Origin of the sequence: Flavobacterium sp. FlaQc-30 (assembly GCF_044005885.1) — a bacterium.
GTDB lineage: Bacteria > Bacteroidota > Bacteroidia > Flavobacteriales > Flavobacteriaceae > Flavobacterium.
On the sequence record NZ_JBIPCO010000005.1, the window covers coordinates 315,784 to 336,291 of the forward strand.

Genomic DNA, 20,508 nt, shown 5'->3' on the forward strand with positions numbered 1-20,508 from the left:
AAACAGAAAATTAAGAAATTGAAACAATTTATGCTCTCAATGATTTTGGAACTGTTCCTGTAAGTCTTTTAAAATAATTATTGAAATAACTTGGATATTCGAATCCAAGCGAATAACCAATATCCGAAATGCTCCAGTCTGTATGCTGTAATAACGCTTTTGCTTCGCCAATAATACGCTCTGTAATATGTGCTGTAGTTGGTTTTCCTGTAACTTCTTTTACAGAACGATTTAAATGATTTACGTGCACAGCAAGACTTTGTGCGTAATCCTGAGGTGTTTTTAAAATCAATGGTTCATTTTTAGTCTCTATAGGAAATTGTCTTTCCAGCAGTTCTAAAAACAAAGAGGTAATTCTTGAAGATGCATTTTTATGTTTGAAGAAGTTTTCTGAAGGCTGCATTTTCATCGATTCGTGAATTATCAAATTGACGTAGCTGCGCATTAAATCATCTTTAAAAACATAATCCGTTTCATATTCTTTGATCATTTTTTGAAACAAAGAATCAATAAACATCTTCTGCTCAGTATTTAAAGAAAATATTGGCGTTCCTCCTATTTTAAACAAAGGAGATTCGTGAAGTGTTTCTGAACGGTCTTTTGATTTCAGAAATTCTTCTGTAAAAACGCAGGCATAACCTTCGTAACCTTCGGAGATTGTTTCCCACGAATACGGAATAATTGGATTACCGAAAAACAAAATAGTACCGTCAGTTTCTATTCCGCGATCAGCATATTGTATGATACTTTTACTGGTATTGATACAGATTTTATAAAAATCCCTGCGGCTGTAAACCGGAATCTTACTTTGATCTCCATTTATTTGATACACTTTAAAACCTTTTAGCTTTAAGTCTGAAGTAAAATCGCAACTCTGAGTTTCTGTTTGATTGTTCATTTTGCAAAGTTATGAAAATCAAATATATTTTTCAGTTGTTTTTCTTTAAGCAAATCTTACTTAAAAATTTCCAAAACCTTTTCATTCAAAGTAAAATGCACTAATAAATAGAGTAAGGTTCGTTTCATTACAGTTGATGTAATAACTTCATTACTATGGCATGAAAATGGTTATTAAAAATTTAGAATCATTCTATTGGCTATACTTTTAAAAATGATTTTGATTTGATGTAATTTTATATAAAAATTAAAAAAAACAAAGATTATATGAGTGTTATTAAAGATGAAAAAAAGCTTCTTAATGCCATTAAGCGTATCGATGAAAAAATCGATAAGAATAATGACCAAAAGATACTTGCCTTTTTTGAATCTCTTGGATTAACTGAAAGAGAGGACGTTCCCAAAAATTTTCTAGATTGGGATACGATTCTTATTGTGGTACCCGACCGTCACATTTCGCATGAATTAAAGTACTATAAATTCTCTATTTCAAGACTTTTCTTTGTTACAAATCCATATGCAGATCAAATTCATATTTATGATTTTGACGAATGGAAAAGTGTTACCCGAAACAAAACACAATTCCAGATTAGAGAAATGATGAAAACAAGTTTTGGCGGAGTTAAAAAATCCGGAGCAGATAACGACTAGTTTTAATTCTCTGAACAGTAATGAAATGGATCACTCGTGAAAGACCAAAAATTGACAGGATCGCCAGTCCGTGGCTGATCAAAAAATTTGTAGACAGTGATGCCGAATTTATTTACGTGCCTTTTAATAAAGTTTTAGAAAAAGCGAAAGAACTAGAAGCAATTCCGTTTGACATTCCCGAAGTAGAATTTACCCATTATAATGAAGAATGCACTTTTGATTACATTATAAAAAAGTATCAAATTGTTGATCCTGCGGTTTTAATTATGGCTAAAATTGTTCGCGGCGCCGATACTGACCGCCACGATCTAGCTAAAGAAGCTGCTGGACTTTGGGCAATTTCTGCTGGACTTTCTTATAATATTAGTAACGATGCCGAATTATTAGAAACAGGACTAAAGCTTTATGATGCGCTCTACAGCTGGGCAAAACATTTGTATAAACAGAATCATCTTCAAAACAGTCCGTTTGAAAATCTGCTTCATGAAGTATATAAAAAGTTTTTAATCGAGAAAAAAACAAATCAAAAAACACCTTTATGGGTTAAAGATTTAAAAAACATAATTCAAGATCAAATTGATGCACAATTCACTTTTGATCTAAAGAAAATTTCAAATGATTTAGAGCTTAATCCTTCTTATTTGTCTAGAGAATTTTCTAAGTATTTTGAAGATTTAAACTTTGGAGAATATGTCCGAAAACTTAGAATTGAGAAAGCCATAAACCTTATTGAAAGTTCAACTTATACTTTAACTGAAATAGCATACATGACCGGATTTTCAGATCAAAGTCACTTTACTAGAATATTTAAACTTCAAACAGGCAAGAATCCTTCATCGTATCGTAAAAACGCACTTAAAAGTAATTCAAATACAAAAGGTAAATAATGTGCTATTTATAAAATTGCATTGTCTATAGTTTTGTTTTTTTAATTAACAAAACTATTATGATTTCATTCAAACACCTTTTTTCTGCTATTTTATTTTTTTTAACTTTCAATGCGTTCTCACAAACAGTTTATCCAAAAATTACGGGTTATTTTGGAATTCTTCATCCTATTGTGACTTTTAGCGATGAACAAACTAGTGTAAACTTTAGAGATTATTATGCCGTTGGTTTTCCAACAGGAATCAATATTTGGAAAAATCAAAAAATAGGATTTTCATTTGAAGTTGTTCCGAATATAAAAGTACAAGGAAACAGCGATAAAGTAACCAATTTATTGTTTCATCCCGGCGTTTTGGTTGCCTTAGGACATGGTTATACTTTTGCAGGAAGAGCCGCTTTTGAAAGCAGCGGCAGATATGGTATAACTCCTGTAATAAATAAAACGATTATAAAAAGTGACAATTGCAGTTATTTTGCGGCTGTTCCACTGCCCGTTCGTTTTGGCAATAATCATCCCGCCTCTTTTACGATTGGTTTTCAATTTGGAATTGCTTTTTAAAATCTCTTAAAAAATGAAATATTATCTGTTTTTTAAAATCATTTAATTTCAAAAATTCTAATAAACTTTTGCTCTAATTTTTTTCTCTTTCTTTCTTCCTTCCATCTTGAATAGAATATAACAATAAGAAGAAACAGACTCACAATTGTAGTTGCCCGCCTAAGGCCTCTGCCAATGAAGAGAAAAAATATATTAATAAATATTAGAAAAACTACTGGAGAGTATTGTGTCCAAAGCAGTTGAAATTTACTGTTTTCTTCAATAATATAATTTACATTGACCTTATTACCAATGTTTTTATAATTTCCTCTCACAATAAAAATTGTCGGAGATGCTGCGGAATTTATTGTTAACCGAAAACTGGTGTCATCAAAAAGTCCGTAAAAAGGTTTTACTCCACCAAATATGGGAAACAGTCTAAAACGGCTTAAATTCACTTTTAAAGAGCCAATTTCGATACTATTCTTCAATCTTGTACGAAAGTCTGCTAAAGAAAGGTTTGATTCCATTTTATGAAGTGTCATGGCGCTAACAAACTTTTAATTTTATTTTCCAGAGCCTGTCCGTGAATGTTTTTTGCTAATATAATTCCGTTTTTATCAATTAAAAAATTCAAAGGAACAGATTGCAGCATATAATCGCTAACAACTGGAGACTGCCAGTATTTTAAATCGCTGACATTTATCCAAGGTAATTTTCCTTTTGCAATTGCAGCTGCCCACAATGCCTTTTTAGTATCCATAGAAACGCCGTAAATGGATAGTTTTTCAGGATAAGTATTGTGTAATTTAAGTAATGATGGTTGTTCTTTGATACAAGGTCCGCACCAAGAAGCCCAAAAATCTATTAATACCAAAGAACCTCTTAAAGAAGAAAGCGCCACAAGATTGCCTTTTAAATCTGGAAGATCAATTTCTGGAGCAATATCGCCAACATCAGTACCTACGACCTGTGCTTTTGAACCCGTTATTATGCAAAATAGAAAAATTGAAGCGAGTAAAGTTTTTTTCATCATTGATTAAGTTTAGTAGTTTGGGACTTTTAAAACTAAAAGCAAATATAAATTTTCTAATTATTTTTTTAGTTCTTTTTATTACACTTTCCTCTCCTCTGTCATAAAGTTTTGCTAAAAATATTTCGCTTAATTGGTATATCGGGAAAAGTCGATATATTTGCACCATGGAAAATATAGAAATATTTAAGGCACTCTCTAACAAGTCTAGACTGCAAATGCTGGAATGGCTGAAGGAACCCGAAATAAACTTTCCGGGACAGCTTGAGCATGGTGGATTTGAACACGGAGTTTGTGTGGGACAAATTCAAGCCAAAGCCGGCTTAACACAATCTACAGTATCTGAATACTTGTCTATTTTACAACGCGCCGGATTTATCGAAGCCAAACGTGTTGGGCAATGGACTTATTATAAACGCAACGAAGGTGCCTTTGAAGCACTTAGTAAATTAATTCAATCTAATTTGTAAATTACTATGAGTACAAACAACCTGTTTTCGCCATTTAACTTAAAAACGTTAAATCTGAAAAACCGAATCGTAATGGCGCCAATGACGCGCTCTTTTTCTCCAAATGGAGTTCCAACTGACGAAGTAGCTTCTTACTACCAAAAAAGAGCTGAAGGTGAAGTTGGTTTAATATTATCTGAAGGAACTGTAATCGACAGACCTTCATCATCTAATGATGCAAATGTACCTCACTTTTACGGTGAGCAGGCTTTAAACGGATGGAAAAAAGTGATTGATGAAGTTCATGCTGCCGGCGGACAAATGGGACCGCAGATTTGGCATATGGGCGTTATGGATAATCACCATTCTGGATGGGTTCCTCCTGTTCCTTTTGAAGGACCATCTGGATTAAATCGTCCAGATTTTAAAAATGGAATTGCCATGTCTGAAAAAGATATTGAAGATACAATTCTAGCTTTTGGTAAAGCGGCTGCTGATGCCAAAAAATTAGGTTTTGACACTATCGAAATTCACGGTGCACACGGTTATTTAATTGATCAATTCTTTAGAGCCGAAACGAATTTACGTGAAGATATTTATGGTGGTAAAACATTACCAGAACGTAATCGTTTTGCGATTGAAGTTGTAAAAGAAATCAGAAAACAAGTTGGAAATGATTTCGCTGTGATCATGCGTTTTTCTCAATTTAAACCTTCTGATTATAACTATAAATTGGCTAAAAATCCACAGGAATTAGAAGCTTGGCTTACTCCTCTTGTTGATGCTGGTGTGGATATTTTGCACTGCTCTCAACGCAGATTCTGGGAGCCTGAGTTTGACGGTTCTGATTTGAATTTTGCAGGATGGGCTAAAAAAGTAACTGGAACTCCAACTATTACAGTAGGTTCTGTTGGACTTTCTAGTGATTTCTTTGGTGCATTTGCCGGCGAAAGTTCTGAGCCAACTTCTTTAGAGGAATTAAACAGACGTTTCGACAGAGGTGATTTTGATTTAGTCGCCGTTGGAAGACCACTTTTATCTGATCCAAACTGGGTTGCTAAAATTAAAGAAGGAAAATTAGACCAATTAAAAGGTTTCAGTAAAGAAGCTTTAGGAGCATTAGTTTTAGAATAAGCTTTTTGTTTAGGTGCAAAGTTACAAAGGTTCAAAGTGGCAGAGTTTTTTACTTTGTCCTTTGAACTTTTTTTTTTAAGGTCAAAGGTTCAAAGAGACAGAGTTTTTTTACTTTGCCCCTTTGAACCTTTGTTGCTCTGAACCTTTTTTATAATTTCTTTACTTTGAACCTTTGCCCCTCTGAGCCTATGTTCCTTACAAAAACTAATTATTAGCTACAGCAACTTTTAGCTTTTGATATTTATTTGTAAGCCAATTACGAACTGGCTCATCATAGAATTTTAAACATAATATTGCAATTACAATACTTGCGAATAATACTCCAATTCCTAATGGGTATCCTTCTTTCAAAGTAACTTTGTTATCAGCAACCCAAGCCATATACCAGTAAATTAATGGATAATGTATGATGTAAATTGGATATGAAATATCTCCTAAGGCTTTACATACTTTAAGCGATACAGGATTTGTTATCTGCCCTCCTGCTCCAATTGCAACAATTATTGGAAATAAAATAATGATACAAAATGATTCGTATAAACCGTTCATCCACAAGCTGTTTTCATCTCCAAGTCTTGGTATACTGAAAATAATGATGATTAAAAGACTGCAAACCCAGAAAGCTCCTTTGATATGAATTAGTTTTCCTAATCGTGATAATAAAACTCCTGCAAAGAATGGATATAACAAACGAGTAAAACCAATATTCATTTGCTCAAGATTTAATGACCAGCCACCAATAACATCACCTTTTGGCCCAAAAACGGTTAAATTGATAAGCATTCCTGCAAATATCAAAACAAAGATTGATAAAACGGTATTTGAAAATTTACGAAAGAATAAGGCGTATAAAATATTACCGATATATTCGAAGAATAACGACCATGCCGGCCCATCGAGCGGATGCATTTCTCCCCATCCTCTAATTTCTAATGACGGCGGAATTGGCAATAAAGTAAAACCAATAACCATGGTTAAAATTACTTTCCAAACTTCCATTCCCGCAATTTGTGGAAACATTACATCTGAAGCCTGAAAATAATAGAAAATAGCTCCTAATATCATTCCCATAATGACCATGGGCTGTAAACGAATTAATCTACGTTTGTAAAACTCCCATTGTGTCAGCTTGCCCCAACGATCATCATAAGCATATGCTACAACAAAACCTGATAAAAGAAAAAAGAAATCTACAGCCAAATAACCGTGATTCATAAGTTGTTTAAATCGGCTTCCCTCATTAAAAGCCTCAAAGATGTGAAAAATAACGACCAGAACTGCGGCTACTCCTCGTAAACCGTCTAAAATTTCATAATGTTTTTTTGGTTTAATGTCAATAGGAATTGAACTCATAAAATACTTTTTTTGTGGTTAAAAGATTAATTTATGTTATTTGGCATTGGCTAAAATAGTATTTTTTTTTTGCAATGAAAGTCAGGTTTTAACTTAGTTGCAAAAAAAATGCATTTTTTTTGCAGTAATTATTCAGATGCAATAAAAACAGAAAAAATTATCTAATTATCAAATCATCTCAATTACCTAATTTAATTACTGATGATTTTTAAGCCATTCTGCCCTGCGTTGATCTGGTAAATGTTTTACAGAGAAGTTTTCAAATTTTGCCTCAAAACCTTTTCCATCTGGAGAAGCTGCCATTAAGCCTACCATTACGGGCTTATTATCCTGCAAAGGCGCATTTCTAGTCATTATATAATTTTTATCGTCATATGAGAAAAATACTTCGACAGCATCTAATCGTCTAACAGCTTTTATCCAGATAAAAGGCGGTGCTTTTTCTAGCGTTGTAACGCTCCAATCGCTTTTGTCGTGTGTAACTACCGTGCTGATATTAAACTTACCGTCTACAAACTCAACTCCGGTTTTAATATAGTTTTTTTCATCAATACGAATCATAAGACCCATTTGGTCGAAACGAGCAATATAATTTCCTGTCAATTTTACTTTTACTTCAAACTCTCCTCCGTAATTAGCATAATAAAAAGGGGCGTCATCAACCGTAAATCCGTAATGAGAAATACGCCAGTAATCACTGTTTGCAGTAACATTCATAATTAAAGCATTGTTTTTAATTTCCCATTTTTCAGGTTCATTAAACCATTGCATTTTATTTAGGCTTTGTGCCGATAGATTTTGGGCTAAAAATAAAGTCATTGCCCCAAGTAAAACTTTTTTCATAATAACAATTTAGATAATAAAGTATTTTTTTACGCTGTAAGATAATAAGTTCAATCCTTAGTTAACTAGATACCTTAAAGATAAGTTTAGTTAAAAAGTAAAGCTGCAACTTTTTACACTTGCAGCTTTACTAACCAACCAATTTAGAAATAATGAAATTATTTAAGTGAGAATCCCACTTTAGATTTTATATCTGTTGAAGATGCTCCAACAATAGCTTCGAAATCTCCAGGTTCAGCAACCCAGTCATGTTTTTTATCATCAAAGAAACTTAAAGCTGTTTTATCAACCGTAAAAGTTACGGTTTTTTCTTCTCCAGCTTTTAGTGAAATTTTCTCAAAACCTTTTAATTCTTTTATCGGACGTGGTAATGAAGATTTCAAATCGCTTATGTAAAGCTGTACAACTTCTGCTCCTTCTCTATTTCCTGTATTTTTTACTTTTACCGAAAATGTAATTTGATCTCCTGCTGTCATTTGTTTTTTGTCAGCAGTTACTTTTCCGTATGCAAAAGTGGTATAACTCAAACCGTGACCAAATGAGAATAATGGTTTTGCTTTTTGCTTATCAGCCCATCTGTAACCAACAAAAATACTTTCGTTGTATTTTACAGTATCTCCACCCGGAAATTCTCCTAAAGCGTGAGCACCATTATCTGATAATTTTACTGGGAAAGTAAAAGAAAGTTTTCCAGATGGATTTGCATCACCAACTAGAATCGAAGCCAAAGCAGTTCCTGCTTCTGTTCCTAAAAACCATCCTTGCACAATTCCTGGAACTTCTTTAATCCAAGGCATTGCAACCGCATTTCCAGATATATTTACAAAAACGATGTTTTTATTTACTTTCGCTAAATCAGTAATTAGTTTATCTTGGTTGTACGGAAGTCCAAGTTCTGTACGGTCAAATCCTTCAGCATCTTGTTTGTCGCTTTTGTTTAGACCACCAATGAAAAGAACGATATCAGCATCTTTAGCTGCTTTTAATGCTTCTGCAGTCAATTCTGCAGGAGAACGTTTGTCTTCTAAACTTACTTTAGCAATAACTCCATTATAATCGCTTGTTGGGTCTCCTACATAACCACGAGCGTATACGATTTCAGCTTGACTGCCAATTCTTTTCTTTAAACCTTCAAGAGGTGTAATTTCATATTTTGCTTTAAGCGAAGAACTTCCACCTCCAACAGTCATCATTTTGATTGCATTCTCTCCAATTACAGCAATTTTCTTAGTTTTAGAAAGATTAATTGGTAGAATGTTGTTTGTATTTTGAAGTAAAACAATTGCTTCTTCAGCAATTTTACGACCAGCTTCAGCGTGTTCTGGTGTTCCAAAAGATCCAAAAGGGCGATTTCTATCCATTGTAGTCAAGAAAGATAAACGTAAAACACGACGTACTTTTTCGTCTAATTCTTTAGTTCCAACTTCGCCTTTTTTTATCATTTCTGAGTAAGGTTTTGCTAAGAAATAATTATCATAAGCATTACTTGTTCCCCAAGAAAGTCCGTTTGTCCAAGAACCAAATTCCATATCCAAACCATTATGAATCGATTGTTTGGTATCGCTTACGCCTCCCCAATCTGAAACTACAGCTCCTTTAAAGCCCCATTCACCACGAAGAATATCATTCAATAAAAACTCATTGTGACAGCATTGTTGTCCTTTATATTTGTTGTAAGCACCCATAATTGACCATACATCACCTTCTTGAACTGCAGCTTTAAAAGCAGGTAGGTATATTTCGTAAAGAGCACGATCGTCTACGATTACGTCAACAGAATTACGTTTTGTTTCTTGATTGTTTAAAGCAAAATGTTTTACACAAGCTGCAACTCCGTTTGATTGTACACCTTTGATGTAAGGAACGACCATTTTTGAAGCTAAAAACGGGTCTTCGCCCATGTATTCAAAGTTACGGCCGTTTAATGGGCTTCTGAAAATATTTACTCCTGGCCCTAATAGTACATTTTTATTGCGATAACGCGCCTCTTCTCCTAGTGATTTACCGTATAAATGAGCTAATTCTTTATTCCATGTTGCCGAAAGTGCTGTTAAAGCAGGAAATGCAATACAAGAATCGTTTGTCCAGCCCGCTTGGTCCCATTCATCCCATTTTACTTCAGGACGAATTCCGTGAGGACCGTCTGTCATCCAGTTTTCTGGAATTCCTAATCTCGGTACTCCTGGAGAGCTGAATTTTGACTGGGCATGAATCATGGCAATTTTCTCGTCGATTGTCATTCGAGAAAGCGCATCTTCTACACGCTCATTAATTGGCTTTTTATCATCTAGATAAACTGGAACTTTATTTTGCGCATTCAATCCGAATGAACTCAATAAAACTAAAACAACGATTGTTTTAACGTTTTTAAACATAACTATTAATTATTTAAGCATTCAATTTATTTAAAGATACAAGTAATCATTTTGCACCTTTTAATAATATTGTAAAACTAAAACGTTATAGTTCGTGTTAGATTTTTAAACGAAAAAAAGTAGTGAATTGAAAATTTAAAATATTGATTTTCAAATAATTAAACAAAAAAAAGAAGTAAAAAAAGTAGTGCTTTTAAAACCAAAAACTACATTTTTTGCGTGATTAAACCAATTTTTATGACCATTTCTTCAAAATCATTTCTCGAAACGGCTGCTTTATTCCGAGCTCTTGTTCGATAATTATAAATTGTACTTAAAGAATAACGAAGAAATGCTGCAATCTTAACGCTGTCTGTAATCCCAAGGCGGATTAATGCGAAAATACGAAGCTCTGTATTTAACAATTCTCCTTGCTTTAAAATGATCTGCTCTTCCTTAATTAAAAGTGCATTAAAGTCTTTTACAAAGGTTGGATATAAATTCAGAAAAATAATGTCAAAGTTTTTATACAGTTCTTCAAGTTCATTATCTACTAGTGTTGTTGATTTTAGGATCTTATAAATTTCATCAAACTGTTTTGCTGTTGCTTTCTTGTTCAGAATGATTCGGTAATTTTCTAATTTATTTATGTAAGTAGAACAAAGACTGAAAAAATGTGCAATATACTCCTCTTTTACATGGTTTGATTCTGATAATTGTGCGTTACGTTCCTGTAACTGCTTGTTTGTCTCGGAAATATCTTGATTTAATTCTGCTAATTTCTGACTTGTTTCATAAAGTTCTCCACGAATTTTAGAAACTCTTTTCATTTGTTTGTACACATAAATGACAGCCACAATCAAAAAAGCCGATAATAAACTGATGCATAATAAATACAACTGCAATTCGGTTTTACGTTTTGCTTCTTTCTCTAAATAAACGGTATTGATAATCGAATAAACTTCAGACATTAGCAAGGTGCGAAACTGTACATTACAATAAAGTGCGTCTTCAATGGCTGATTGTGTAAGTTTGTAAGCCATATCGACATCTTCTATTTCATAAAAAACTAAAGCCAGTTCCTGAATAGATGCATTGTCTTTGTTTACATTTTTAATATCAGCGGTGGCTGAAAGTGCGTAGTATTTTTTCTGTAATTCAACTTGATGAGTCTGTTCGTAAATTTTTCCCAGTAAATAGGTAATCATTGCGTATTGAGGTTCTTCTTCTTTTGAAGTTTTCAATAGTGATAACAATTCATTTTGAGCACTTACCAGTTTTTTATGATAAATATCTTGCTGGATTTTGTTGATTTTGTAGGTTATAGATTTTGGGTCTAAAACTGTCAATAACGAATCTCTGTATTTTTGTATCTGCTCAATATAGTGTATACTGTAACTATTGGCAGCATAATGCTCAAAAAACTCTCGATAAGCAATGAAATAATTGGAAAGTAAATTTTTTGATAATTTACTCTTGTCGATACTTTTTAAAATGGCTTCAGATTCGCGGTATTTTCCTGATGAGGAATAAAGCGTAACTAATTGTAATTGCGCCAAATGCAGTAAATCTTTGTTTTGAAGCTGATCGGCAATTTTTAAGTTCTTTTTTACATAAAAAATAGCCGAATCAGAATTGAATTTTTGATATTCTGTGTATAATGTCTTGTTATAATTGTACTCCTGCTCCTTAGTTAAACTATCCGATTTAATTTTTTTGAAGTTTAAAATTCGCTCTTCTTTTAGTTTAACGTAATGTTCTTTATTTTCTAAAGCACGATTTAGTTTCGCTAAAATATCATCAATGCTGTCTGCAGCAAATACAGGAACGTTTACGAGAACGAAGAATAAAAACAGTACGTATTTTTTCAAGTTGATTTAAGGTAAAAAGAATTACAAATATAATAAAGTAATCACATTGGTCTAGTTCCTAATTTTTTATTTGTTGTGAAAGCTCCGCTGGAGCAGTTTTTTAATGCTATAACTTAGAAATTGGCGCAGACAAACAACTTTCTGGAATATCAAAAGCATTAACAAGAGCAAATGCATCTGGTCGGATATCCCAGCATAATTGATTTACCATTTTTCTGATGGCTTTTGTTTTTACCGCTTCCATATATCCATCTTCAAGAAACCAAGCTTTGTTTTTTTCTAATTGAGAAAGTGCATACAACTGACTTAATTTTGTCAATATTTCTTTTGTTTTTAAGTCTTCTACAGCTTTAACAGCAATTTGAAACTGTTCTAGAACTACTCTTTCTAGATAAGCTTGAGATACATCTATCATTTGATGTTGTACTACATTAAAAGCATCATAAGTATCTAATCCATCATCAATTAACCTTTTGATACGTTTTGCTGCCGATGCTAAAATTGTTTTTTCTCTGTGAATGAAAGCCTGCAAATGAAACTCTCCATCTAGTAAATGCTCGTCTTCTGTTCTGCGAGTAGCAATAGGATTCTTTTCGGTAATTGCAGTTTTTGCATTTTCATACACATAATTTATAATTCCGAGTGATCCCATTTCACCAAAAGATTTTCTAAATTCAGATAAACGATTTTTAGCCGTTAACTGCATTAAAACGGTATTATCACCTTCAAAAGTGGTGTAAATTTCGGTGTCATTTTTTAAAGCATCGATTCTATTTTCAGACAAATATCCTTTTCCGCCGCAAGCTTCACGGCATTCCTGCAGTATATCTCTTGTGCTCCAAGTCGAATATGATTTCAATCCCGCTGCCAATGCTTCTATTTCCTGCATTTCAGCTTCTGTTCTATTCAAGAATCTATGAGTGAGATATTGCAGAGCAAAATGTACAGCATACGTTTTTGCCAAATGCGGCAGTAAACGACGCTGATGAATTCTATAATTTAAAATTGGAACTTCTGATCCTCCTTCAGGTCCAAATTGTCGGCGTTGATCGCTGTATCGAATTGCAATTGTTAATCCCGATTTTGCTGCTGATAATGCAGAACGTGGAATCCCAATTCTTCCGCCGACTAGAGTTCCTAACATCGTAAAAAAGCGTCTGTTATCACTCGGAATCGGACTTTCAAATTCTCCTTTATCGTTTACCGATGCAAAACGATCGAGCATATTTTCTTTCGGAATTACAACATTATCAAAGCTTATTGTTCCGTTATCAACTCCATTTAAGCCCATTTTATGACCGCAATCGCCTATCGTTACACCGTTTAGAATATTTCCATTTGAATCTCTTAGTCCAACTATAAAAGCATTTACACCGTAATCATGGCCGTCAATAATTAATTTTGCAAAAACAGTTGCCATTTGACCATGAACTGCAGCGTTGCCAATATATTCTTTTTGGGCATTTTTGTTTGGCGTGTGAATTGTAAAAGTTTGATTGTTATGATTGTAAGTTGCCGTAGTTTCCAGTCCTTTTACATTAGATCCATGATGTGTTTCGGTCATGGCAAAACAACCAGGAAGTTTTAAAGAACCAATATCTTTTAGATATTTTACGTAATGTTTCTCTGTTCCAAGAGATTGTACACTCATTCCCCAAAGTCCAAATTGAACTCCAAATTTTATTACCAAACTTAAATCATGGTAACTTAATGTCTCCATTACAGCAAAATAATCTGCAATATTTTCTCCTCCTCCATATTGCTTTGGATAAGCCATATTTCCTAAGTTTTCCTCCGCTAGAATTTTACACCATTTATATACTGTTTGGCGGTAAATAGTAATATCTGTCGAAGTTTCGTAGGCAAACTCGGGTTTCGAAATTATCGATTTTACTCTGTTAATTATTGGTGCTTCTTTACCGTTTAGAATTGACGTTAATTGTTCAATATCAAAACTATTTGTTGTTTGAGAACTAGCAGTTAATGAATCTGATTTTGTTTTAAAGTTCTGAATTACTTCTTCTCCCAGAATTCCAAGATCATTTTCCAGTTTTGTAAAATCTGATTCTAAAGCCGAAATGTCTAAGTCTTTTTCTGAGAGTGCTACAGCAATGTCAAAAATAGATTTTATAGACGATTTATCTTTTAGATTAGCTTCAATTTCTAATTTCCATTGTGTAAGTTCATTGCGCGAAGGCGGATTTGAAACATCAACTTTTGAAAGAAGATATTCTTGTTCTTCTAACGAAAGAGCTTTTAGAGATTTTATAAATTCTTTTAGTGTAATGAATTCTTTTTGGGTCAAAAGATCATCAGACCATACTAGATAAAACAATGGAATAAAGGCTTGAAGTTTGGCGTTTTTCATATAAATAGGATTCGGTTTTGTAATAGCTTTTTTTGCCACAGATTAATAAGGATTACTTCTTTGTGTTGAATAATAGCCACGAATTACACATATTTTCACAAATTCAAATTGATTTTAAAAAATTAGTATGAATAAAAAATCAATTTAATCTGTAAAATCTGTGGCCTATACTTCAAATATTACTGCATAAAAAAACAGGAATGAAAAATACTCATTCCTGTTTAAACATCCTGTTAAGATTCTGGTAATTTATATTTTAAACCAATAAAAAATATAAAAAACGGCTTTATTTTGAACCTTTGGATACTGGGATTAATTTTTGCTTTATGGCAAAAATATGATGTGAATTAAAAACCAATACTGCAAGAAATACAATTCCGTATGCGATAATTTGGGTAGATCCAATTGGCTCTTTATAAAAAAATGCAGCCAAAAGAAATGCAATCATAGGATTAATATTCAAAAGCATCCCAACTGTTGAGGAATTAATACCTGAAAGTGCATATAAATTAAGGAATAATGGAAAGATCGTAAACAAAATAGCAATAGTTTCGATACAGAAATAAAACTTAAATTCTGTAGGAACCTGTCCGCTGTAAGCAGGATAAAAAGGCAGTAAAAATAAAGCCGCCAATGTAATATGGAAGGTTAAAACTATAAATTTATCAAAACCTTTATTTATACGCTGACTTACTAAATAAGAAGCGTAAGTAAAACCAATTATAATACTGAAAACCATATCCATAATATTAGTATACGATAAAAGCAGACAGCCCGAAATACTTAGGCCAACAGCCATCCATTGTGTTTTACTTAGTTTTTCATGCAAAATAAAATAAGCCAACAAAGTGGTTAAAATTGGGCATACTAAATAAGCTAATGACGTTGCTTTTACACTAACATGATTCATTACATAAATAAATGTAAACCAGTTTGCCATTAAAAAAACGCTTCCGCCAATATTTAATAAAATACTTCTTCGTTTTTCATAAACCGGCATAGCTTTGAAAACAGCTATGGTTTCTTTTATTTTTTTTCTTCTAAAAGTAAAAGAAATCAAAAGCATTAGAATACTGCAGCTGAAAACGCGATAAAATAATATATCCAAAGATGGATACTCATGTATTGGCTTTAAAACCAAACTAAAAAATCCCCAGATTACAAAACATGTAATGGCTGCGATGTAGTATTTTGTTGTTTTCATCTGGATATTATTTATACTTTTTTTGATAAAACAAATTTCTAAAAAATTATACAGCAATACAGATACAGTTTTTGTAAATTGCAGCATAACAGTTTTTTTTATGAAAGATTCGAATTACTTGTATTTGCAGTTTGCTGACCGAATTGAAAAACAGATAAAATCTGGTGTTTTAAACGTGGGTGATAAACTGCCTTCTATACGTGAAGTATGCGCAGAAACAGGCTATAGCATGAGTACTGTGAGCAAAGCTTATTATGAAATTGAGAGCAGATCACTTATAGAATCAAGACCTCAATCTGGTTATTATGTAAGTAATATTTCGGCTAGAACAATTCCTGAGCCATCACCAAGCAGCCCTATTTTAAAATGTGAAAACATTGATCGAGAAGATTTGATTGATCAGGTTTATGGCAATATGACTGACAAAAATATTACAATGCTGTCTTTAGGTTTTCCATCGAATGAGCTGCTTCCTATTGCTAAATTAAATAAAGGAATGGTTCAAGCCATGCGACAGCTTCCAAACAGCGGAACGAGCTATGAACAAGTTCAAGGAAATTTAAATTTAAGAAAAGAAATTGCACGCTGGTCTTACACTTGGGGCGGATCTTTGACTGAACATGATATAATTACAATGCCAGGCTGTACTAGTGCAATCTCACATTGTTTAATGACTTTGACAAAACCGGGAGATACTATTATTACTGAAAGTCCAGCGTATTTTGGAATTTTACAATTGGCAAAATCATTGGGCTTGTATATTATGGAACTGCCAACCAACATGACAACAGGCATAGAATTAGAAGCTTTAAAAAAGGCTCTTTCTTCAAAGAAGGTAAAACTTTGTTTGTTAATGAGCAATTTTAGTAATCCATCTGGAAGTATGATGCCGGCTGAGCATAAAATAGAAGTGGTTCGATTGATGGAATTTTACAATATTCCGCTGATTGAAGATGATATTCATGGCGATTTGTACTTTGGTTCCAGCCGTCCTACAAACTGTAAAACGTATGACGAAAGCGGTATTGTATTGTGCTGCAGTTCTGTTTCAAAAACGCTTGCGCCGGGTTATCGTGTAGGCTGGGTTTCGCCTGGAAAGTTTAAAAAACAAATTTTAAGAAATAAAATTTATCACAGCCTCTCCTCGCCTACAATTACACACGAAGTTGTGGGAGATTTTCTAAAAAATGGGCGTTACGAAAATCATCTTCGTAAAATCCGTCAAATTTTGAATCGTAATTGTAATAATTATATCAACACCGTTTTAGAATCTTTTCCAGCAGGAACAAAAGTAAGTCAGCCGCAAGGCGGTTTTTTTCTGTGGATTGAGCTTGATAAAAGTATCGATACGGCTGCATTTTATCATTTAGCGATGAAACACAATATTAGTATTGCTCCTGGACGTATTTTCTCATTTCAAGATCAATTTTCAAATTGTATGCGCTTGAGTTTTGGTCTTCCTTGGTCAAATGAACTTAGAGAATCAATACAAACTCTGGGAAAACTTGCTGCCAAATAATATAAAAAAAAGCTGGACAGTTAAAAAAATATACTGTCCAGCCAACAATTAAGAGACCAAAATTAAAATTGTTATAAAACGAAATAAGCGTCTTTCTCGACTTTTACTGGTTCGTCTTTTAAATCAAATTCTTTTATAATATCAAATTCACTTTGATACTCATTAAGCATTTGTTTGATATTTCTTTCTATCGTATTAGCAATAGTTGTTACTGGTGTGTCTGAAGGTCTGTTTTCAAATGGATCCTGCAAGTGAATAGCCATTCTTTCTATTAAAAAGAAAGCTCCAGAAATTGCAGTGATTAGCGGAATTGCAAACCAGCTTAATACGCTTGTTAAACCAAATGGCAGTAAAAAAATAAACAAACACAGCGTCAATCTAATGTATAGACTGTAAGTAGTTGGGAAAATAGTATTTTTAATTCTCTCACATTTACCCATCTCATCACATAATCTTGATAATGTATTATCAATTTCTACCTGCTGATACATATTGATTCGCTTTTCGTTCTTAGCATTCCTAAGATCTCGCGCATGCAGCATTAAAATGGCATTGGGTATATTCTGATGGTTTTTGATATAACGAAGTTCTTCTTCGCTTACCAAACCTTCAAGTGGTTTTATAGCATCTTTGTTTCGCAGCGCTTGACCTAAACTATAACACCATGCAATCTGTCTTTTGGCAAAATTCTCTTTGAATTCGCTCGCTTTAACAGAAAAATCTGGATCTTTATAAAACGTCAATACTTGACGAATTAAGGTTCTTGAATCGTTTACAATTGCTCCCCAAACAATTCTTGCTTCCCACCATCTATCATAAGCCTGATTAGATTTAAAGGCTAATAATAAGGAAATAATTGTTCCAATCATTGTTGGAATCGCAATTGGAATATCTACAGGAAGATTTATAAAATAGTGATGAAAAATTTCAAATAGTATGGTATAAGTCAATACCAAGGCCATTTCTACTTTAATTTTCCCGAGAACGTACTTCATTGGTATTCTTTTCTTTAATAACATATCGTCGGTTTTAATTAAATTAATATTTGAGCTGTTTTTTTAGTGATTAGTACTAAGTACCTAGTAATTAGTCTTAAGATTTATAAATTATATCTATAAGTTTTACATTTGTAAAATCGAGTCCTTTGTGTCGACTAAAAGTAGAACCAGTTACTAATTACTAAGGACTAAGCGCTAAAAACTTTAAACCAACTCTTCGTATAATGAAAGAACAGGAAGTCCTAGTCGCTCATTAATACTTTCTTTTTTAGTTTTCTTAAATTTGATTTTCTCTCCTTTACGAGTTTCTACAAGCAAATCGATGTCATATTTTGAAATTGCTTCGTTTAGATATGGAGCCATATCTTCATAGTTATCATCGATTTTCGAAGTTTGACTTACAATTTCATAGGAGAAATTATCATTCAAAAATTGCTGTACATCTTTGATGTGCATATTTGCCTTACCGTTTTCGATATAAAGTGCTTTGTTGAAATCGTTTTTAGGCTGTTCAATTCCTAAGTGCAGAATTGGGCATTTTTGGTTTCCTGCCAACTGAGTTAAATACTGATGAATACGTTTGGTCTCTTTTTTATAAGAATGAGTTAAGATGACCAATTTAACAGAAAAGTTGTCTATAATACCTCTAAAAATTGGTGATGAAAGACCGTACTGATTGTGAATTTTTATTTTGCAGTTTTGCGTATGACCAATCATATATCTGCAAGTTTCTAAAACTTCTTCTTGACTTCTTGTAAGTCCAGTTCTCATTTCACGTAAAAAATGAGAAGAAGAAAAAGTATCTGGAGTGTCAGAAACCATCATTAGAATGATTTCGCACTCCGATTCTTTTGCTTGATTAATAGCGGCACTTACTGCGCTGATTGTATCGTCTTTTAATGTAGTAGGTATAAGGAAATTTTTCATAAGTATATTCTTTTAGTTTATACATACAAAATAACTCCTTGGAAATTAGATCGTTCTTAAGATCTAATTAAATTTTTCTAAGATTCAACATTAGAATTTTTAATGTTATTCTTTTTGATTTTTGATTTATTAAAGACTATAGTAACGATAGTTCCCTTGTTTTGCTCAGATTGCACTTGAATTTCTCCATCATGCATACGGATAATTTTTGAAGCTAAAGGAAGACCTAAACCGTATCCAATATACTTAGCTGCAATTTTTCCTCTAAAGAAAGGCTCGTATAAATGAGGGATATCCTCAGGAGGAATCCCGATTCCGATATCATTAATAGAAATTTTAATAAAATCGTGGTTGACTGTAAGTACCACAAAAACCTCATTATTATCTGAATATTTTACTCCGTTGGTAATAATATTATTAATAGCAAGCTCTAAAAGAGGTTTATTACAAGGCAGCAGCAGTAAACTTGAATCTTTTGGCGCAAAGTTTAACTTGATGCTTACACGGTTATCAGGGAAAATTTTATCTAAATCTGATTTAACGTCTAATAGCAACTCGTCTATTCTGGCAATATCTAAGACTTGTTTTTTACCGTCATAACCGGTTTGCGTAAGTTTAAGCAAACTTTCGGTTAAATTTCCTAATCTTGATGCTTGGCTGTAAATATTCTCTAGAGATTGAACGTATTCTTTTACCTCACGTTCTTTAAGAAGCATAATTTCTGCTTCGGCGATTATTGTCGTAATAGGTGTTTTTAATTCGTGAGAAGCATTATTTATAAAATTGGCTTGTATTTCGAAAGAAGTTTCTAAACGATCCAGCATATCATTAAAGGTTTCTGTAAGATCTGAAATCTCATCAGAATTTTTGACTTCAGGAAGACGGTTGTGCAAGTTTGATGCACTTATTCGGTTTACCTCTCTAATAATTCTTGCTACAGGATTTATAACTCGTTTAGCTAAAAAACGACCTAAAAAGAAAGCCAAAAACATAAAAGCAATACCTCCTACAATTAATATTTTTACAATATAAATAGAAGTAGTTTTTCCTTGGCGATCTCGCGCACCAACAATTACTATATATTTTTGATTTCCTTCTTTAAAAATCTGTCCTAAATAATATTTGCTGTTTATTTCATAATAGTTTCTTCCAGTCTCTAATATGGTCGAATAAAATTCATTAGGAAGATTCAAGTCTGTATTGTAATCAAAGCTGTTAGCGCTGTTTACTTTAAGTACATACTCTTCTTCCTCGATAAGTTCTTCGAGTCCATTTTTTTTCAGATTACTATAATATTTTATCTTTTCAGGATCATTTTGAAAATGAATAGAAGACACAATTTTTGCTCTGTCATCTAATCGTTTCAAAAAATGATAACGATTGTTTTCTCTAAATAAAACAAAAACAAGTACACTTAAAAGTAAGGTACTAAAAGTTGAAAGCGCTACATAGGTTAAAGTAATTTTTTTTCTTATATCCAT

General features: G+C 32.9%; 18 protein-coding genes. 6 read left to right on the forward strand and 12 right to left on the reverse strand.

The annotated features are described in order from the left end of the window. Window positions 1-28 precede the first annotated feature (28 nt). Window positions 29-898: a helix-turn-helix domain-containing protein gene (locus ACHRV0_RS13630; RefSeq protein WP_395441208.1), complete on the reverse strand. Its 870-nt coding sequence runs from the start codon at window positions 896-898 to the stop codon at window positions 29-31. Window positions 899-1,164: 266 nt separating this feature from the next. Here ACHRV0_RS13630 and ACHRV0_RS13635 point away from each other — a divergent pair, with 266 nt between their 5' ends. Genes ACHRV0_RS13635 through ACHRV0_RS13645 form a run of 3 tightly spaced genes read left to right on the forward strand, consistent with a single transcriptional unit; the run spans window position 1,165 to window position 2,995 of the window. Next, a complete protein-coding gene (locus ACHRV0_RS13635; RefSeq protein ID WP_089057752.1) occupies window positions 1,165-1,548 on the forward strand; it encodes a hypothetical protein in 384 nt (127 codons plus the stop codon). Window positions 1,549-1,568: 20 nt separating this feature from the next. Further along, window positions 1,569-2,435: a chromate resistance protein ChrB domain-containing protein gene (locus ACHRV0_RS13640; RefSeq protein WP_395441209.1), complete on the forward strand. Its 867-nt coding sequence runs from the start codon at window positions 1,569-1,571 to the stop codon at window positions 2,433-2,435. A gap of 59 nt (window positions 2,436-2,494) precedes the next feature. Beyond that, entirely contained in the window at window positions 2,495-2,995 is a 501-nt protein-coding gene (locus ACHRV0_RS13645) for a hypothetical protein (protein WP_395441210.1), read from the forward strand. A gap of 38 nt (window positions 2,996-3,033) precedes the next feature. Here the strand turns inward: ACHRV0_RS13645 and ACHRV0_RS13650 are convergent, their stop codons facing one another. After that, window positions 3,034-3,504 (reverse strand): hypothetical protein, encoded by a 471-nt coding sequence (locus ACHRV0_RS13650; protein WP_395441211.1) that lies wholly within the window; start codon window positions 3,502-3,504, stop codon window positions 3,034-3,036. 11 nt (window positions 3,505-3,515) lie between these two features. Beyond that, window positions 3,516-4,007 (reverse strand): TlpA family protein disulfide reductase, encoded by a 492-nt coding sequence (locus ACHRV0_RS13655; RefSeq protein WP_395441212.1) that lies wholly within the window; start codon window positions 4,005-4,007, stop codon window positions 3,516-3,518. 167 nt (window positions 4,008-4,174) lie between these two features. On the opposite strand from ACHRV0_RS13655, the gene ACHRV0_RS13660 reads away from it, so the two are divergent. Together ACHRV0_RS13660 and ACHRV0_RS13665 are read left to right on the forward strand one after the other, a co-directional pair. Then, window positions 4,175-4,477, forward strand: coding sequence for a helix-turn-helix transcriptional regulator (locus tag ACHRV0_RS13660; RefSeq protein WP_012025367.1), 303 nt, complete (start codon window positions 4,175-4,177; stop codon window positions 4,475-4,477). A 6-nt stretch (window positions 4,478-4,483) separates the two neighbouring features. After that, window positions 4,484-5,590 carry an NADH:flavin oxidoreductase gene (locus ACHRV0_RS13665; RefSeq protein ID WP_395441213.1) on the forward strand — a complete coding sequence of 369 codons (1,107 nt, stop codon included), beginning with the start codon at window positions 4,484-4,486 and terminating at the stop codon, window positions 5,588-5,590. Window positions 5,591-5,794: 204 nt separating this feature from the next. Here ACHRV0_RS13665 and ACHRV0_RS13670 read toward each other — a convergent pair whose 3' ends face one another. The 6 genes from ACHRV0_RS13670 to ACHRV0_RS13695 form a co-directional block, all read right to left on the reverse strand. Then, window positions 5,795-6,943, reverse strand: coding sequence for an acyltransferase family protein (locus ACHRV0_RS13670; protein ID WP_395441214.1), 1,149 nt, complete (start codon window positions 6,941-6,943; stop codon window positions 5,795-5,797). Window positions 6,944-7,138: 195 nt separating this feature from the next. Then, on the reverse strand, window positions 7,139-7,786 hold the full coding sequence (locus ACHRV0_RS13675) for a DUF1349 domain-containing protein (RefSeq protein WP_395441215.1): 648 nt from the start codon (window positions 7,784-7,786) through the stop codon (window positions 7,139-7,141). Between the two features lie 158 nt (window positions 7,787-7,944). Then, entirely contained in the window at window positions 7,945-10,161 is a 2,217-nt protein-coding gene (locus ACHRV0_RS13680; protein WP_395441216.1) for a glycoside hydrolase family 3 C-terminal domain-containing protein, read from the reverse strand. Between the two features lie 206 nt (window positions 10,162-10,367). After that, a complete protein-coding gene (locus tag ACHRV0_RS13685; RefSeq protein WP_395441217.1) occupies window positions 10,368-12,011 on the reverse strand; it encodes a DUF6377 domain-containing protein in 1,644 nt (547 codons plus the stop codon). Between the two features lie 106 nt (window positions 12,012-12,117). Then, window positions 12,118-14,379, reverse strand: coding sequence for an acyl-CoA dehydrogenase (locus ACHRV0_RS13690; protein WP_395441218.1), 2,262 nt, complete (start codon window positions 14,377-14,379; stop codon window positions 12,118-12,120). 286 nt (window positions 14,380-14,665) lie between these two features. Further along, window positions 14,666-15,583, reverse strand: coding sequence for an EamA family transporter (locus ACHRV0_RS13695; RefSeq protein ID WP_129024341.1), 918 nt, complete (start codon window positions 15,581-15,583; stop codon window positions 14,666-14,668). A gap of 100 nt (window positions 15,584-15,683) precedes the next feature. Here ACHRV0_RS13695 and ACHRV0_RS13700 point away from each other — a divergent pair, with 100 nt between their 5' ends. Then, window positions 15,684-17,102: a PLP-dependent aminotransferase family protein gene (locus ACHRV0_RS13700; protein ID WP_129024340.1), complete on the forward strand. Its 1,419-nt coding sequence runs from the start codon at window positions 15,684-15,686 to the stop codon at window positions 17,100-17,102. Window positions 17,103-17,173: 71 nt separating this feature from the next. Here the strand turns inward: ACHRV0_RS13700 and ACHRV0_RS13705 are convergent, their stop codons facing one another. From ACHRV0_RS13705 to ACHRV0_RS13715, 3 genes are all read right to left on the reverse strand, one after another. Further along, on the reverse strand, window positions 17,174-18,121 hold the full coding sequence (locus tag ACHRV0_RS13705) for a bestrophin family protein (protein WP_129024339.1): 948 nt from the start codon (window positions 18,119-18,121) through the stop codon (window positions 17,174-17,176). A 183-nt stretch (window positions 18,122-18,304) separates the two neighbouring features. Further along, a complete protein-coding gene (locus tag ACHRV0_RS13710) occupies window positions 18,305-19,027 on the reverse strand; it encodes a hypothetical protein (RefSeq protein ID WP_129024338.1) in 723 nt (240 codons plus the stop codon). 77 nt (window positions 19,028-19,104) lie between these two features. Then, window positions 19,105-20,508, reverse strand: coding sequence for a HAMP domain-containing sensor histidine kinase (locus tag ACHRV0_RS13715; RefSeq protein ID WP_129024337.1), 1,404 nt, complete (start codon window positions 20,506-20,508; stop codon window positions 19,105-19,107).